The organism is Nonomuraea sp. NPDC049504 (assembly GCF_040676845.1).
Classification (GTDB): Bacteria; Actinomycetota; Actinomycetes; order Streptosporangiales; family Streptosporangiaceae; genus Nonomuraea; species Nonomuraea salmonea.
In genome coordinates this window covers 171,469-185,621 of the sequence record NZ_JBFAPT010000001.1, presented here as the reverse complement: position 1 = coordinate 185,621, position 14,153 = coordinate 171,469, and the positions used below count along the sequence as shown (strand labels likewise).

General features: G+C 67.9%; 17 protein-coding genes and 1 tRNA gene. 6 read left to right on the top strand and 12 right to left on the bottom strand.

From position 1 onward, the window contains the following. The first annotated feature begins 67 nt into the window (after nucleotides 1-67). Nucleotides 68-1,408, top strand: coding sequence for a hypothetical protein (locus tag AB0K28_RS00845; RefSeq protein WP_364363437.1), 1,341 nt, complete (start codon nucleotides 68-70; stop codon nucleotides 1,406-1,408). 135 nt (nucleotides 1,409-1,543) lie between these two features. On the opposite strand, the gene AB0K28_RS00840 is transcribed toward AB0K28_RS00845, so the two are convergent. Both AB0K28_RS00840 and AB0K28_RS00835 read right to left on the bottom strand, forming a co-directional pair. Then, a tRNA-OTHER gene (locus AB0K28_RS00840) sits at nucleotides 1,544-1,681 on the bottom strand. 121 nt (nucleotides 1,682-1,802) lie between these two features. Next, a complete protein-coding gene (locus AB0K28_RS00835) occupies nucleotides 1,803-2,534 on the bottom strand; it encodes a hypothetical protein (protein WP_364363434.1) in 732 nt (243 codons plus the stop codon). Nucleotides 2,535-2,816: 282 nt separating this feature from the next. Between AB0K28_RS00835 and AB0K28_RS00830 the strand changes: the two genes are divergently transcribed. Beyond that, nucleotides 2,817-3,113 (top strand): hypothetical protein, encoded by a 297-nt coding sequence (locus AB0K28_RS00830; protein WP_364363431.1) that lies wholly within the window; start codon nucleotides 2,817-2,819, stop codon nucleotides 3,111-3,113. Between the two features lie 151 nt (nucleotides 3,114-3,264). Then, on the top strand, nucleotides 3,265-4,680 hold the full coding sequence (locus AB0K28_RS00825) for a glycoside hydrolase family 28 protein (RefSeq protein WP_364363428.1): 1,416 nt from the start codon (nucleotides 3,265-3,267) through the stop codon (nucleotides 4,678-4,680). On the opposite strand, the gene AB0K28_RS00820 is transcribed toward AB0K28_RS00825, so the two are convergent. Next, entirely contained in the window at nucleotides 4,670-5,686 is a 1,017-nt protein-coding gene (locus tag AB0K28_RS00820; RefSeq protein ID WP_345387597.1) for a hypothetical protein, read from the bottom strand. The genes AB0K28_RS00825 and AB0K28_RS00820 overlap by 11 nt on opposite strands. Nucleotides 5,687-5,768: 82 nt before the next feature. Here AB0K28_RS00820 and AB0K28_RS00815 point away from each other — a divergent pair, with 82 nt between their 5' ends. Next, complete coding sequence (locus AB0K28_RS00815) at nucleotides 5,769-6,401, top strand: 1,4-alpha-glucan branching protein (protein ID WP_364363425.1); 633 nt, start codon at nucleotides 5,769-5,771, stop codon at nucleotides 6,399-6,401. 75 nt (nucleotides 6,402-6,476) lie between these two features. Here the strand turns inward: AB0K28_RS00815 and AB0K28_RS00810 are convergent, their stop codons facing one another. Then, nucleotides 6,477-6,848, bottom strand: coding sequence for a DUF5997 family protein (locus tag AB0K28_RS00810; protein ID WP_364363422.1), 372 nt, complete (start codon nucleotides 6,846-6,848; stop codon nucleotides 6,477-6,479). A gap of 54 nt (nucleotides 6,849-6,902) precedes the next feature. Between AB0K28_RS00810 and AB0K28_RS00805 the strand changes: the two genes are divergently transcribed. Continuing rightward, nucleotides 6,903-7,592, top strand: coding sequence for a LysR family substrate-binding domain-containing protein (locus AB0K28_RS00805; protein ID WP_364363419.1), 690 nt, complete (start codon nucleotides 6,903-6,905; stop codon nucleotides 7,590-7,592). A gap of 13 nt (nucleotides 7,593-7,605) precedes the next feature. Here the strand turns inward: AB0K28_RS00805 and AB0K28_RS00800 are convergent, their stop codons facing one another. The 5 genes from AB0K28_RS00800 to AB0K28_RS00780 all read right to left on the bottom strand — a co-directional run bounded on the left by AB0K28_RS00800 (nucleotide 7,606) and on the right by AB0K28_RS00780 (nucleotide 9,748). Further along, the gene (locus AB0K28_RS00800; RefSeq protein WP_364363416.1) at nucleotides 7,606-8,076 is read right to left on the bottom strand and encodes an NUDIX hydrolase; all 471 of its coding nucleotides are present in this window, start codon (nucleotides 8,074-8,076) and stop codon (nucleotides 7,606-7,608) included. A gap of 44 nt (nucleotides 8,077-8,120) precedes the next feature. Next, on the bottom strand, nucleotides 8,121-8,567 hold the full coding sequence (locus AB0K28_RS00795) for a hypothetical protein (protein WP_345387608.1): 447 nt from the start codon (nucleotides 8,565-8,567) through the stop codon (nucleotides 8,121-8,123). After that, nucleotides 8,567-8,752, bottom strand: coding sequence for a hypothetical protein (locus AB0K28_RS00790; RefSeq protein WP_345387610.1), 186 nt, complete (start codon nucleotides 8,750-8,752; stop codon nucleotides 8,567-8,569). The genes AB0K28_RS00795 and AB0K28_RS00790 overlap by 1 nt, the downstream gene beginning before the upstream one ends. 44 nt (nucleotides 8,753-8,796) lie before the next feature. Next, nucleotides 8,797-9,066 carry a hypothetical protein gene (locus AB0K28_RS00785; RefSeq protein ID WP_355413216.1) on the bottom strand — a complete coding sequence of 90 codons (270 nt, stop codon included), beginning with the start codon at nucleotides 9,064-9,066 and terminating at the stop codon, nucleotides 8,797-8,799. Nucleotides 9,067-9,256: 190 nt separating this feature from the next. Continuing rightward, entirely contained in the window at nucleotides 9,257-9,748 is a 492-nt protein-coding gene (locus AB0K28_RS00780; protein ID WP_364363411.1) for an Imm21 family immunity protein, read from the bottom strand. Nucleotides 9,749-9,816: 68 nt separating this feature from the next. Here AB0K28_RS00780 and AB0K28_RS00775 point away from each other — a divergent pair, with 68 nt between their 5' ends. Beyond that, nucleotides 9,817-10,338 (top strand): GNAT family N-acetyltransferase, encoded by a 522-nt coding sequence (locus tag AB0K28_RS00775; protein WP_345387616.1) that lies wholly within the window; start codon nucleotides 9,817-9,819, stop codon nucleotides 10,336-10,338. On the opposite strand, the gene AB0K28_RS00770 is transcribed toward AB0K28_RS00775, so the two are convergent. From AB0K28_RS00770 to AB0K28_RS00760, 3 genes are all read right to left on the bottom strand, one after another. Then, complete coding sequence (locus tag AB0K28_RS00770) at nucleotides 10,335-11,903, bottom strand: TROVE domain-containing protein (protein ID WP_364363407.1); 1,569 nt, start codon at nucleotides 11,901-11,903, stop codon at nucleotides 10,335-10,337. The two genes, AB0K28_RS00775 and AB0K28_RS00770, sit on opposite strands and share 4 nt — an antisense overlap. A gap of 189 nt (nucleotides 11,904-12,092) precedes the next feature. Further along, a complete protein-coding gene (locus AB0K28_RS00765; RefSeq protein WP_345387620.1) occupies nucleotides 12,093-12,329 on the bottom strand; it encodes a hypothetical protein in 237 nt (78 codons plus the stop codon). Between the two features lie 889 nt (nucleotides 12,330-13,218). Continuing rightward, nucleotides 13,219-13,500, bottom strand: coding sequence for a winged helix-turn-helix domain-containing protein (locus tag AB0K28_RS00760; RefSeq protein WP_364363404.1), 282 nt, complete (start codon nucleotides 13,498-13,500; stop codon nucleotides 13,219-13,221). Nucleotides 13,501-14,153: the final 653 nt, after the last annotated feature.

Sequence of the window (14,153 nt, the reverse complement as noted above, 5' to 3'; positions counted from 1 at the left end):
CTACCGATGCCTAATCGCCGCCATATTTCATCAGGATGCATGGCACAGCACCTTATATCGTGGCCCGGTGATGATCTGGGTGTTGGGGCTCGCCGCCATTTCCGCGGCGGCGATGACGGTGTCGCGGAAAATGCTCACGAGGTTCGCCACGCTGAGCGGTTATCCGGTCACCATGGAAAATGCGCCGCAGGTCATCCACTATTTCTCGCGATTACGCCGCCGGCGGCTGGCCGCCGTCGTCCTGGCCGTTCCGGTGGCGGGTCTCACCGGCGACCCGTTCTATCTCGTCGCCGGCTGGTGCACAGGCCCGCTATTGGCGGCGCGGCGCGTGCCGTTCTTCGCGATGAATGTGCCGCGTGCCCTGTGGCTGACGTCCTTGACCGCCGCCGCGCTGGCCGGCGTCCACCTGGTCGTGTCCGAGGACCCGGGCCGGACCCTGCTGCCGCACGCCGCCGTGGCCCTCGCCGTCGCGGCGGCCGTGACGCTCGCGGACCGGCGCCCGCGCATGGAGGATCAGGATCAGGCTGCGCAAGCACTCGGCGCTTGGTCGGCGCGGAACGTGCACCTCGCGGGCAGCGCGGTCGTGCTGGCGAGCGTCCTGCTCGCCCCAGGACGCCCGCCCCAGGACGAACCGCTCGCCCACAGCGGGCCCGCCGAGGTGCGGGCGATCCCGGCCACGTTCGAGACCGTCGACGAGCACGACGCCCCGACCTGCCCGTGGTTCGACGAGATCGTGGCCCCGTGCCGGTTCTGGCTGGTCAACGGCGAGCCGTTCCCGCAGGCCGCACCCTATGTCGCCGAGGCGGGCAAGGCACCCCGTAGCGCCCCCTTCGCCGTCGCCCCGAACCGCAAGGCGGTGGTCTACCTGCACGCGGAGGACCGCCGCCTGACGTACCAGGACGCCGGCGGCAGCCGCCCTCTCACCCCGCCCCTGGCCGACGCCGATGTGCCGACCGTCACCTTCAAAGGCCGTTTCGTGGTCATGTCGGGAGCCGGCGCGCAGGTCGTCGACACCCGCACCTGGGCGCCGCTGATACTCGCCGGCGCGCGGAAGGTCCACGACGTCAACGCGGCCGGCGTCGTCGTCACCAAGGGCGATCGGGTCCTCGTCCTCGACCTCAGAGGCAGGGTACGCATGCGGCTCCCGGCCGGAAAACGCGGCGACGACTATCACCTGCGCCCCGACGGCCGCCGGCTGGTCGTCATCCGATGGGCGAAGGATCGCGCGGAAACCTATGACCCGGCCACCGGAAAACGCCTGTCGGCGGTCACGTATCGCTTTCCCGGCGAAGACTGGCTGGAGAATGTGCCGGGCTGGTCGAAGGGCGGGCGATTCCTGCTGCACAGCGCGTACGAGGACCGCTCCTATTCGCTCGACCTGGCGACCGGAAAGCTGACGCCGCGGTGAAAAGGCGGCGGCCCCCCGGTTACCCTACCGGGGGGCCTGAGTGAGGCCGCCATATCGCGGTGCCGGCGGCGTTTAAGAGGACGGGTCAGTCATCATGACGTGCGCTCGACCATTGAACCATCGGGGCAGGAATAGAGCCCCGAACCGGATTCGAACCGGTATCTCACCATCACAGCCCGTCCTCGGTCGATCCGGCGCCTGGCGGCGAATGCTGAATCTGGAGCGAGAATCTGAGTTTCAGGCGGTTGCCTCTACCAATTGGGCCACCGGGGCGCGTGAATGCCCCGGGGAGGACTCGAACCTCCATGTCACCGCCGATCAGCTTCAGGCGTCAGCCTCAGCTTGCGCTCCTGGCGCACCCCCGCCCGAAGGCGAGGGGGCCTGGGGGGAGGGTTCACCCGAACAGGTAGGTGAACACCTTGTCGCCGATCTTACGGTCGACGACCTGCGTGCCGTTCGCCTCCTCACGCGCGTACTTCACCGCGTCCTGCAGCTTCTGTACGCGGGTCAGCAGTTCGTTCACCCGCCGCTGCGGCAGCGCGCCGGAGAAGGCGACCTTCGTCCAGTATCCGACCACGACGTCCTCGTTGTACACCTGCACCTGCGCCGGGTGCTTCTCCGTCGCCTCGGCGAGCACGTGGTTGCGCGGCACCTTCTTGGTGCGGGTGGTCTTGACCGGGTCGGTGCGCCACGTGTCGGTGGCCTCGTCGCGCGACCAGGTCTCGGCCGGGTCGAGGGTCGGCAGCTTGGAGACGAACGTGTAGACGTCGGTGAGCTGCTTCTCCAGGAAGAGCAGGTACGTCACCGGCACGTCCTCCAGCAGCACCTCACCGTCGACCCGCACGCTGGCCTTGGCCTCGCAGTTGGCCCAGTCCTTGGTGGCGGTCACGTCGAACAGCCGGGTCAGAGTCGTGCCGACTCCCTTGAGCACCTCTTCGGCCTGCACCTGCACGCGCGTCGACTCGGGCGGCAGCCGCTCGCCCTCGTCGTCGATCGGCTGGTAGGTGCGGGAGAGGCCGGACAGCAGGGGCGCCTTCTGGATCTGGTGGTAGGCGTCCGTCACCTTGCGCTGAACGTCCGACTTCACACCCTTCTCGACCGCGAGGATCTGGTTGAGCTTGGTCACGGATCAACCCTAGATGTCCGGCGAACCAGGACACATCCGGTTTTCTGCAAACGCCGGTTTTCTGCCAAACGCCGGGATCCCTCCTGACAAGGAGAGGGATCCCGGCGTCCGGCGGACGTTGGCGCTCCAGGGCCCCCACTGGAGCGATGCCAGATTAGTAGCTTCATGTCCGTTTTGTGAAGATATGCGGACCGTTCCGCTGCGCCATCGCGACATTGACTTTGTGTAGTCAATCGATTACTACTCGTTGGGTAACTGATGGCAGCAGGAAGGACACGTTCCGTGCGCAAGACTCTCACCGCCCTCGCCGCCGCGTGCTGCGCCCTGGGTGCGGCCACCGCCCCCGCCCAGGCCGTCGCCCCCGCCGGCAACGCACCCTCCTGCGTGGTCGTCTGGCAGACGACCGGCACCATCACCAAGACCGGCTACGCGCGCAACGACTGCAGCAGGACGCTGCGCCTGAAGATCGTGTGGGCCCATGGCACCGACGGCCAGTGCCACACGGTCCGCCCCGGCGGGACGATCTGGTCGAAGGTGGCCCGCGGCGTCCGTACGTTCGACGGCGCCAACTCCTGCTGACCCCCTGAGCACGGCGAGGCCGCCTGGCCTCGCCGTGATCTGCAACCGGTTGCACCGCGCTTCCAGCGGAAACAGGTGGCGGACGTCTGGATCACCGCAACGGGTCGGCATATGCTCCGGGCGGTCCCGAGCGTGACAGGGAGAGTTGCCCGTGCTGAGCCGCCGCGCCGCCATGCGTGCCCTGGCGATGTCCGCCATCGCCGTCCCCATCCTCACCCCCGAAGCCGCCCTCGCCCGCCGATCAGGAACGGCCGCTGCCTGGGCTCGTGCGAACCGCATCGCCGCGCGCGTCCGCCCGCCCGTCTTCCCGCACCGTCGCTTCGACATCACCCGCTTCGGCGCACGCGGCGACGGCACGACCGACTGCACCGCCGCCATCCGCGCCGCGATCAGAGCCTGCCACCGGGCGGGCGGCGGCCACGTGGACGTGCCGGAAGGCCGCTGGCTCACCGGCCCCATCCACCTGCTCGACCGCGTGGACCTGCACGTCAAGGAGGGCGCCACGCTGCTGTTCAGCACCGACCCGAAGGCGTACCTGCCGCTCGTGCCGACCCGGTTCGAGGGCGTCGAGCTGCTCAACTACTCGCCGCTCATCTACGCCTACGGCCGCAGCGACATCGCCGTGACCGGGTCGGGCGTGCTCGACGGGCAGGCCGGCGACGAGCACTGGTGGCCGTGGAAGGGATCGAGCGATCACGGGTGGGAGCCGGGCGAGCCGACCCAGGCCGCCGCGCGGGCCGCCCTGTTCGCCCAGGCCGAGCAGGGGGTGCCGGTCGCGCAGCGCCGCTACGGCGAGGGCGGTTACCTGCGGCCCTCCTTCATCGAGCCGTACCGGTGCCGCAACGTGCTCATCGAGGGCGTCACCATAATCAACTCCCCCATGTGGGAGATCCACCCCACCTTGTCGGAGAACGTCCTCGTCCAGAACGTCACCGTCATCTCCCACGGCCCCAACAACGACGGCTGCAACCCCGAGTCCAGCCGCATGGTGGTGATCAGGGGCTGCACGTTCGACACCGGCGACGACTGCATCGCGATCAAGTCGGGCCGCAACGCCGACGGCCGCCGGGTGAACGTCCCCAGCGAGCACATCCTGGTCGAGAACTGCACCTTCCGCGACGGGCACGGCGGCATGACGATCGGCAGCGAGATGTCGGGCGGGGTGCGCGAGGTGTTCATCAGGGACTGCGCGATGTCCAGCCCCAACCTCGACATCGCGCTGCGGTTCAAGACGAACTCCGTACGCGGCGGGTTCGTCGAGGGCTTCCACGCCAGGGACCTGGAGATCGGGCAGGTCGGCGGCTCGGTGATCGACGTGAACTTCTTCTACGAGGAGGGGCCCGGGCACGGGTTCGACCCGTCCGTACGCGGGATCGACGTCAGGGACGTGACCGTACGGACCGCCAGGCGCGCGCTCAACCTGCGCGGCTACCCGGAGGCGCCGATCCGCGACGTCACCCTCACCGACGTGGACTTCGGCGCCACCGCCACCGCGAACGTCATCGAGAACGTCGAGAACCTCGTCCTCGAGAACGTCACCGCCAACGGCGTCCCCGTCACGGCCTGAGAATCGCCAAGCTCTCCCGCCAGTCCGCAGGCAGCTCGTGCCTGGTCAGGGTCGCCTCGCCCGGCCTCCACAGGGCGACCACACTCGCGTAGTCGCTCTCGCGGGGGTGGTCGTCCGCCGTGGTGACGAAGCCGCCCGCGAGCACCAGCCGGCCGTCCGGCGTCCATCGCATGCGGCGGCTCTTGACGTCCACGGGGAGAGGCATGGACGGGACGTGCGTCCATGCGAGCGTGCGCGTGTCCAGCACCCAGACGTCGAGTGACTCGTGCGCGCCGGGTGTGGGCGTGAGGAACGGAACGGCGACGTACGTGCCGTTCGAACTCACCTCACCCTCGGCCGCCACGCCCGTGCCGCTCGGCCTGCCGACCGGCCGTTCCTCCCCACCTGGCACCACCAAGGCGAGCCGCCCGTCGTTCCGCTCGACCAGCAGCTCCGTGGACGTCACGGCGACGATCCGCGGATGGCGGGCGGTCTTCCGCAGACCGTCATGGGTCAGGAGCAGCGACTCGCGCCGGTGCCTGGCATGCAGTCCGTAAGGCGTGTCGGCGTACGGCAGGGCACCGCAGGGGCTCCACTTGGGGCGGCGCAGGATCGTCCCGTCCTCGGCCTGCTCGCGTACGGTGCAAGGACCGCCGTACTCCGGCTGATCCGTCACCCAGAAGCCCGAGCCGTCAGCGGCAGGGAACGCGTTCCAGCCGCTGGCGAGTTCGACCGCCTTGGACCCTTTGAGCAGAAACAGCCGTACCTGGTTGACGCCAGGACCACTCGCGGCGATCACCGTGTGCGGCCCGTGGACGGTGGTCGTGAGGGTGACCCTCTGCTCCGCCGGCAGCCCGGTCACAGGCGTCGCGGCGCCGGTGTCCACGTCCACGATCCTCGTGCCGCCCACCAGCAACCGGATCCCGCTCAACCGTGGGCTCTCCGTGGCCCGCCCGGCCTGGGGAGCGGCGGCGCAACCCACCGCGAACAGCAGCACGAGCACCGGCCCCACCCTGCCCGCCCACATGCCGAGAAGCTACCGGAAAAGCGTCTCTCGTGGCATGCGAAGATCCCGGTGTAGGCACGACGCGACGAAAGAGACCCCCGCCATGGCCGTCATCCACCACACCACCCTCAAGCCGACCAAGCTGGAGCTGCTCACCGCCTGGCTCCCCACCCGCCCGTGGTACCGCGGCTCGACCGCGCCCGAGCTGTCGAAGGCGGGCGGCTTCCGGCTGGACGATCCCGAGGGCGCGGTGGGCATCGAGTTCATGGTGGTCAACGACACGTCAGGCGACCGGGCGACGGCGTACCTGGTGCCGCTCACGTACCGGGGAGCTCCGCTCGCGGACGCCGAACACGCCCTGATCGGCACCGCCGAGCACGGCGTGCTGGGCCGCCGCTGGATCTACGACGGCTGCCACGACCCCGTACTGATCGTCCAGCTGACGGCCCTGCTCGAAGGCCAGGTGGCAGCCCAGGACCAGAACGCCACCGACACCCCCGACCCCACCATCACCGTCTCCTACACCGCGACGTCGGCAGGCCCCGCCGGGACCGGCACCACCGACGACGCAGACGGCACGATCCTCCCCGGCCCACCCGGCACAGCTCTCCGCCTCCACCGCGTGCTCCAGCCCGCCACCCCACTGGCCGCAACCGGCCACATCACCGGCCCCTGGGCCAACTCCGACGGCACCAAGGCCACCGGCCCTTTCCTCACCGTCCACCCACGACATTGAGCGACCGCAAGACCATCGGCCGAACGCCCGCCGGCTCAGCGGCAGAACGCCCGCGGGAGGGGCAGGACGGGCGATTCAGCGCTGCTTGAGGCGGGCGGCTTCCTTGCGGGCCTCGGCGTGGACGCCGCGCTCGTGCTCAAGCCACTCCGGGTTCTCCGCCTTCAGCTGCTCGATCTCGGCCGTGGTGAGCGGCTCGGTGATGCCGGCCCTGGCCAGGCCGGAGATGGAGACGCCGAGCTTGGCGGCCACGACCTGCTTGGGGTGCGGGCCGTTGCGGCGCAGGTCGGTGAGCCAGGCGGGCGGGTTGGCCTGCAACGCGTTCAGCTCGTCCCTGGAGACGACGCCCGCGCGGAACTCCGCGGGGGTGGCCGAGAAGAGGACACCCAGCTTTTTGGCCGCCGTCTCGGGCTTCATCGTCTGAATGCTCTTCGGTTTGGACGAGGTCATGGCGCCAAGCGTAGCCAGTCGGGAGGGGTTCGCTGACATCGGTACGCTGTGGCGGTGACCGATGGTGAGACGTTCCGGCTGGCGTACGTGCCCGGCGTGACCCCCGCGAAGTGGGTGAACGTCTGGACCGAGCGGCTGCCCGACGTACCGATCACCCTGTCCATGGCGCCCACCCCCGAGGTGGTGGCGCTCCTGCGCGACGGCGGCGCCGACGCCGGCTTCGTCCGGCTCCCGATCGACCGCGACGGCCTCAACGTCATCCCTCTCTACGTCGAGACCACGGTGGTCGTGACGCCGAAGGACCACGCGGTGACCGCCGCCGACGAGGTGACGCTCGCCGACCTGGCCGACGACGACATCTTCCACCCCTTGGACGACGCCCTCCAGTGGACGACGCTCCCCGGCCGCCCCGCCTTCACCCGCCCACCCACCACGGCCGAGACCATCCCGCTGGTGGCCTCCGGCACCGGCCTCGTCCTGGTCCCCCAGTCATTGGCCCGCCTGTACCACCGCAAAGACCTCACGTACCGGCCGGTGACGGACGCCCCGCAATCCCAGATCGGCCTGACCTGGCTGACGGACGCGACGACGGACCTGATGGAAGACTTCATCGGCATAGTCCGCGGCCGCACGGTCAACAGCTCCCGCGGCCGCCCCCGCCCCACCACCCCCGAAAAAACCAAAAAACCAGCACAAAAACGCCACACCCCTCCCCCCAAAAACCGCAGAGGCCGACGCCGCTGAGCCCGCCATACCGCTACCGGAGAGCCCGACCGTGCTCCAGGTAGCCGGTCAGGCCACGTTCCCGTGCGGTGACACCGGCCTTGACCCGACGGGCGAGCCGCTCGATCAGCAACCCGTCGAGCTCCTCAACGGAATGAAAAGCGAAGGCGCTCAGCTCGCCGTCCACGAAGGTGATCTGCTCAAGCACCTCACCCTGCAAGACCCCGCCGTCGAACACGAACAACACCAGCTCGCCCGCCACCGGATCAGGCGCCCAATCGGCCACGAGCAACCGCCCGATCCGGGGCTCGACCCCCAGCTCTTCCCGCACCTCCCGGACGCACGCCTCGTACGGGGTCTCCCCCGGCTCCACGAACCCACCCGGAATGTCGAGCGTGGGCTTGTACGTAGGCGTGACCACCATCACCCGGCCACCCTCATCGAAGAACAGCGCCCCAGCGGCAGCCCGAGCCCAAGCGAACCGCGCACCCCCTTGATCACTCACACCCTCGCCCCTCACAACGGCCTGAACCGCGCCACCTGTATCCGCTACTCCGACGTGTATTGGTCGCGTCCCTGCTGAGCGGTGAACGACTTGCTGACCACTTGCTCGCCCACCTGAACTCGCCATTGGTAGCGCCCAGGTCCAAGCTGGAGAGGAGGAATGCTGACGCTGAATGCCGCATCGATCAGCGTTTCTGCCGCAAGCTCGGGCGGCTGCCCTATCTCGAGATCGCCGCTATGAACGATCGGCGTCCGCTCGCCATCCGGCTTGGTCACCTGAACCGGCTGACCGTTCTCATCACAGAGTTGGAGCCGAAGTGGAATCTTCTGGTTCGCGCGATCCCGCGGGATGCCCATCAGCACGACGACAGCATGTGGCGCGATAGGCGCTCCGGTTACGGACCAACCGGCGCCGAGCATGTGCACCTTGCCGCTCGGATCAGAGACAGCCGCATCACACAAGATGAGCTGGATATCGATAGGTGCGGCCATCAGCAGACGTTGACCAGTACGGAGCCGCTCGTCCTGGTCTCCCCGACCGTGGGCGTCCCCACGATCGTCAGGTGCTCGTTGAACCCACGATCGGGCCTGCGGGTCACCCGCTTCTCGCCACGCTCGAACGCCTCAAGGATGTCTTGGACGGGTTCGTCCTCTTCGTAGAAATCGTTGGCGCTCATGTACGTCATGATGCCCTCCAGAGCATGCTTGAGACCAGCGACGATCAGATCGGGTACGCGCTGCCGAGGTTGTAGACATCACCGTCAAGTTCAGTGGCGGGATAGAGGACGACCAGCGTCGTCATCCCCCGTATGCGCACCTGCACCAGGGCTCGGACGCCACGCTCCGGATGATGGTGCCAGGTGTACACCAGTCCCTCACGGCACACCACCGCGTCCCTTACCTCAAGGGCGCTCAGTCCATGGCGATTCTGGATCTTCTCTGCGGTCTTTGCACTGACATTCAGCCATGCAACCCACAGCTCCTCCCTCATGCCGCTCCGCCTGTCCGGGCACTACTGTGCGTGTCCGTACCATTGCGCTACATGATGATTCGCCACGAAGATCGTTCGCATTGAGACGGCCACATCGGGCCGCGAGCAGAAGCGTCCCGGCGGAAAGACTCCACATACCGCCGACCTGCAAGCCGCTCGTCCGGAGCCGTCGTCGCCGCTCGGGATCAGCCTAGGCGAGGGCGACGAGGTGGTAGCAGCGGAAGCAGGTGCGTTCGTCCAGGCTGACTTCGCCGCAGTCCACCCGATACAAGCCCGGCTCGATCTCGACGCTGATCGCCTCCGCATCCATCTCGCCCCGCGCCTGGTCGATCCGTACCTCTGCTCCAGGCGCCGCGGCGTCGAGAAGCACCATCGGCCCGCCGACGTCCACGATCGGCCCTTGCTCCCAGACGACGTCGCGCAGGTCCGACACCGCCTGCTCCACGTCAGCATCGGAATCGGCGTACATCCACTGCACGAAGAGCCGCTCGAAGAACGTGGTCCGCGCAGGCTCATCCCAGACAATCAATGCCGACCGGTCTTTTCCAAATCTGATGACCCCGAAGCTTTCAACCGCGCATGCCGCGTCGTAATCGGCGCCGTTCACGCCGGTCCACTCGTGCAACGCCTCCGCAGGCACGAGTGCCAGCGGTCCGCCCGAGGAGTCCACCCAGATCCGCACGTCCCGTCCTTTCCCACACCGCTGAAATCCGCTTGGTCCCCAACACCCACCCGGGCATCATGGTCGCCATGCCGGAACTCATCGACCCGACCAGCAAACTGAGGACATCGTTCGTGGCCGCGGTGAAAGAGTTCCGCGCCGACCAGGATTATCCGGTGCCGTGGTTCGTCGAGGACGTCGACCCGCAGGCTCTCGTGGATCCGGCGGCTTTCGAGGCGTACACCGTGCGCGTCATCAACGAGCGGACCGCATCGGGCGTACGTCCCGGATTCGTGCCGATGACCACCCTGTGGTGGGCCGACGGCGAGCGATTCCTCGGAAGAATGGCCATCCGTCACCACCTCACTCCGGCTCTGGAGAAGTGGGGCGGTCACATCGGCTATGACGTCCGGCCCAGCGCACGCCGCCAGGGCCACGCGACGGCCATGCTGGCCGCGGCGCTCCCGATCGCGAAAAGCCTGGGCATTTCCCAGGCGCTGGTCATGTGCGACAAGACCAATGTCGCCTCCCGCCGGGTCATCGAAGCCAACGGCGGGCAATTGATCAACGTCACCGACCAGAAGCGCCGCTATTGGGTCCCGACCGCTTAGAACGGCCAGCCGGCGTCGCCCCCGGCCTCCAGCAAAGGAATCAACGCGAACATGGAGTCGGAGAAACCGCCGAACTCGTGCCGGTTCCCCCGCCCGGTCGGCATCGCGGCGTACCGATAACCCTGAAGGTTGAAGCCGTACATGGGGACATGCTCAGGTGCGGCCGACGTGACGCCGCGCCCGATGGAGCGGGTCATGGTCTGCATGTCCGACAGGATGACGACGCGATCATGCCCTCGGTACGTGCTCCGCACGGCCTCCGCGATCCGCGTACCGTGCCCGACCGCTCCGATTCGCCGGCAGAACCGCCGCATCTCCGCCAGCACCGAGCCATCCGCAGGAACGGGGTGCTCGAAGACCCCGTCGGCGAAGCCGTACAGATCCACTTGTGAGCCCCGGACGGCGAGCGTGACGCCGAACAGCGCCGCCGCCTGCACCGGCGAGACCGACGAACGCGCCGCGACCGCCCCCGACGTCATGGACGCGGACGTGTCGACGAGGACGAGCGTCCGCCCCTTGAACGACGGCACGTTCGAGGTCGCCAGCGTGAGCGCCCGGTCCAGCGTGGACCCCCACCGCGACGACGAGGACGTCCGGTACGCGGAGTAGAACCGGAACGGCAGCTGCCGCGACCTGGCCACCTCGTCCGGGTCCGCGAGCTTCGCCATGATCTGTTCGGCGACGGCGTCGCTGATGCCGGCCGCGTCGAAGTTGCGCAGGTTACGGAGCAGGGCCATGTACCCCATGCTCGGGATGATCGCCTCCCACACCTGCGCGTCCAGGGGCCCCTGGAGCCATCCGGCGAGCGCTTCCCAGGTCATGCCCGCCTCGGCGAGCGTCGCCGCGGGCCGGCCCTGGGTGAGGAGCGCGCGCCGCTCGGCGACGGGGATCGACATCAGGTACGCGCGCCGCCGCAGCATCGCCAGCGAGTCGGGAAGGGCGTTGTCCCGGTTGTGACGCCGGTCGAGGGCATGTCGGAAAAGGTCCCCCTGCCATGGCTTGTCCGGGTGTGGAGCCGGGTGGACGAGGTCGATGACGTCCCCGAAGCGGTACGGCTGGGAGGCGGTGTCGTACTTGAGCAGGTTGCGCTCGGTGTAGAGCCGCTGGACGGCGTCCGCGATGCCGCGCTTGACCGGCTTCGGGATGGATCGTCCGTACGTGGAGGTCCAGTATGCGAGCGCTTCCCCCGGCTCGTCCGCACGCTGGAGCACGCCGTCGACGAGCCCTCGGTTCAGCCCATGCCGCCCCGCGGCGAGCCGCGCCCTGACCGCTTCGAGCGCGGCGACGAGCGACGCGGAGCGCATGTTCGCCTCAGAGCGCAGCCACGGCAGGAACCGGGCCAGCCACTCACCGTCCTCGACGGCCACCCGGTGGACCAGCCGCCGGAACCGGCCGTCGCGATCACCGGCCTGCTCGTAATAGGTGTCCTCGCCGACCATGTTCGAGACCGCGATGAGGAAGAGCGCGCTCTTGGGGTCGCGTACGTAGCCGGAGGCGCCCTCGTACGTGCCGGAGGACGGCTCCCGCTCCGTCACGACGGGAGACGTGCCACGATCGAGCACCACGAAAGGCCTCCCGAACGTAGCCCGAGGTCAGGAGAACGTGCCCGAGATCAAAGCGGCGAAGCGTCACGACCGATGCTCTGCCATCTGAGCTACCGAGGCCGAAGCCTGCGGGCAGGACTCGAACCTGCGACACACGGGAGAAGAATTCCTCGCCTGCGCACCGGGCACGTTCCCGGAGATCCTATCCCGCTACTTCCTCAGCCAGAGCATGTAGAACGGGCTGTCCCAGCGGCAGTCGTATTCCTTGTAGTTCTCCATGATCAGCTTGGCCGTCCCCGCCTGAACGCAGGTCGTCAGCGTCCGGAAGCCCTGGTACGGGAACCAGCCGGCAGCCGCGGCGCTGGCCGGGGCGGCGGTGAGGGTTCCGGTGGCGAGAGCGCCGGCCATGGCCATGGTCACGCCGAAACGTGCGGCTTTGCGTCGCATGACATCGTCCTTCCTCTATGGGCGACACACGCGCCGCCCGTACGGATGACCTCACGCTACGGCTTGTCGATCTAGAAAATCCCCACTTATGGATCTTGTCGGAAAACTATGGATCATGAGCGGACGGCGCGCAGGGGCAGCTCGGCCAGGGCGTTGCGGCTGTTACTGGCGGGAGCGGCGAGCCGACGACCCCTCATACGCCTTGCCAGTTGGAGCCACCTGCTCTTCGTCGCTCGGCTCAGCCCGCGATCCCGCATGTCAACGGCGGCCTCAACGCGTCGTAGGCGCACCTCGAAAGCCGTATGGTGACGCCCGCCAGAAGCGCGCAACAGACCAGCATCACCAGAACCACCCCGATGCCGACAAGCGCAAGAATCCTCCCGGAGGAGGCACCGAAAAGTCGCCGGCCGTTATGCCCAACGCAGTGAGCGCGCCTCCACCCATCAGGGCGAACACCAACATCAGCCCAGCCCGGATGGAAACAGCTAACAACCTCTTAGCATGCATGCGCGGTGACCCCAGTCGGCTCTCGCAGAACATCTGCCTCGCTGACGGAGTGCTGTATCGGCCTACCTCCACGATGAGCAAGACCGTAGTGCCGGGTCAGGGACATGGACCTCGGCGCTCGCCCCTGAAGCGGCCGTGAAGATCCCGGTCCCGCAAAGGGAACACGGGAAGGCAGGTTAATGGCACGAAGCCCCGTTCCCATGATCGGAGACGGGGCTGATGTCACAGGTGGGCGGTACTGGGTTCGAACCAGTGACCCCTCGCTTGTAAGTCGCCTCACAGCCAGGTGGGATGGCTGGTCGAACGGCCTCTCACCTGGACCTTCATACCGTGGAAGATCACCAGCGTCCACGGCCGTCCACGGCGGTTGTCACTCAGTTGGTCACTCAGACTTCGAGCGCTTCGCCCGCTCGGCCTCGATCTCCTTGCGCTCTTCGGGCGTGGTCACGAAGCTGCCCATGCCGGGCTCCGTACGAATCAGCCCGTCCGCGCGAAGGGCGCGCATGACCTTCTGGCCGGTGGCGTTGGCGATGCCGAACTCCTCGATGAGGTCGATCAAGGACGGGATGCGCTCCCCCGCCTTGTACTCGCCCGTGCGAATGCGCTCGGCGATGATCGCGTGCACCTGCCGCCACCTGGGCTGATTCGCCTTCAACTCCACCATTACAGCAACGCTAGGGATGCATACTGCGCCATGGCGATGGACAGCGCGCTAGGTGCGCTATAGCGCGCTATGGCTTGATGAGCTTATGATGCCGCCATGACACCAGCTCAGAACCTTCGTGGCATCGCCATCGGTGAGTGCGCAAGCCGTCACGTACGCACGCTGCGAAAAGATCATCAACGCATAGAGTGGGCGCCACCCTGCGACGCCCTCGAACGACCTCGCCCGCTGGCCTGGACCTGCGCGTGCAAGGCCACGGTGTATGAGCTGTGCTCCAGCGGAGCCAGAGGCTTCATCCGGCGTACCGTCCAGCACCACAGCGGGCATGTGGTGCACGAGACGCACACGATGTCGATCAACGACGCATGGACTCTCTGGGCGGCCCTGCTGGACGGAGCCGCCCGGTAAGCCACCGAACTGCGGCTCACCCGCAATGGCAGCCCAGACGTGAAACGCATCGGGCTGCCATCACTACCCCTCATGTATGCATGCCGATCACTCCCACCACCTCGTACGCCGTCGACTCACCGCGTAGCGGCAGCGGGCCGGGGACGGAGCGTCAAGCCCGGCTTCGCGTGTACGTCGGCCGGTCGCCGTTCCTCGGTCATGTGTTGTCCTGCGGTCAGAGCCGGGCTTGATGCGGAGGAGCCGGG

Bases quoted from the DNA above. Each gene is read 5' to 3' on its own strand.
- AB0K28_RS00820 (WP_345387597.1), bottom strand. From the start codon at position 5,686: ATGTGGGCGGGCAGGGTGGGGCCGGTGCTCGTGCTGCTGTTCGCGGTG.
- AB0K28_RS00795 (WP_345387608.1), bottom strand. From the start codon at position 8,567: ATGGCCGCACCTATCGATATCCAGCTCATCTTGTGTGATGCGGCTGTC.
- AB0K28_RS00760 (WP_364363404.1), bottom strand. From the start codon at position 13,500: ATGGTGGAGTTGAAGGCGAATCAGCCCAGGTGGCGGCAGGTGCACGCG.
- AB0K28_RS00810 (WP_364363422.1), bottom strand. From the start codon at position 6,848: ATGACCTCGTCCAAACCGAAGAGCATTCAGACGATGAAGCCCGAGACG.
- AB0K28_RS00815 (WP_364363425.1), top strand. From the start codon at position 5,769: ATGGCCGTCATCCACCACACCACCCTCAAGCCGACCAAGCTGGAGCTG.
- AB0K28_RS00790 (WP_345387610.1), bottom strand. From the start codon at position 8,752: ATGAGCGCCAACGATTTCTACGAAGAGGACGAACCCGTCCAAGACATC.
- AB0K28_RS00785 (WP_355413216.1), bottom strand. From the start codon at position 9,066: ATGAGGGAGGAGCTGTGGGTTGCATGGCTGAATGTCAGTGCAAAGACC.
- AB0K28_RS00775 (WP_345387616.1), top strand. From the start codon at position 9,817: ATGCCGGAACTCATCGACCCGACCAGCAAACTGAGGACATCGTTCGTG.
- AB0K28_RS00765 (WP_345387620.1), bottom strand. From the start codon at position 12,329: ATGCGACGCAAAGCCGCACGTTTCGGCGTGACCATGGCCATGGCCGGC.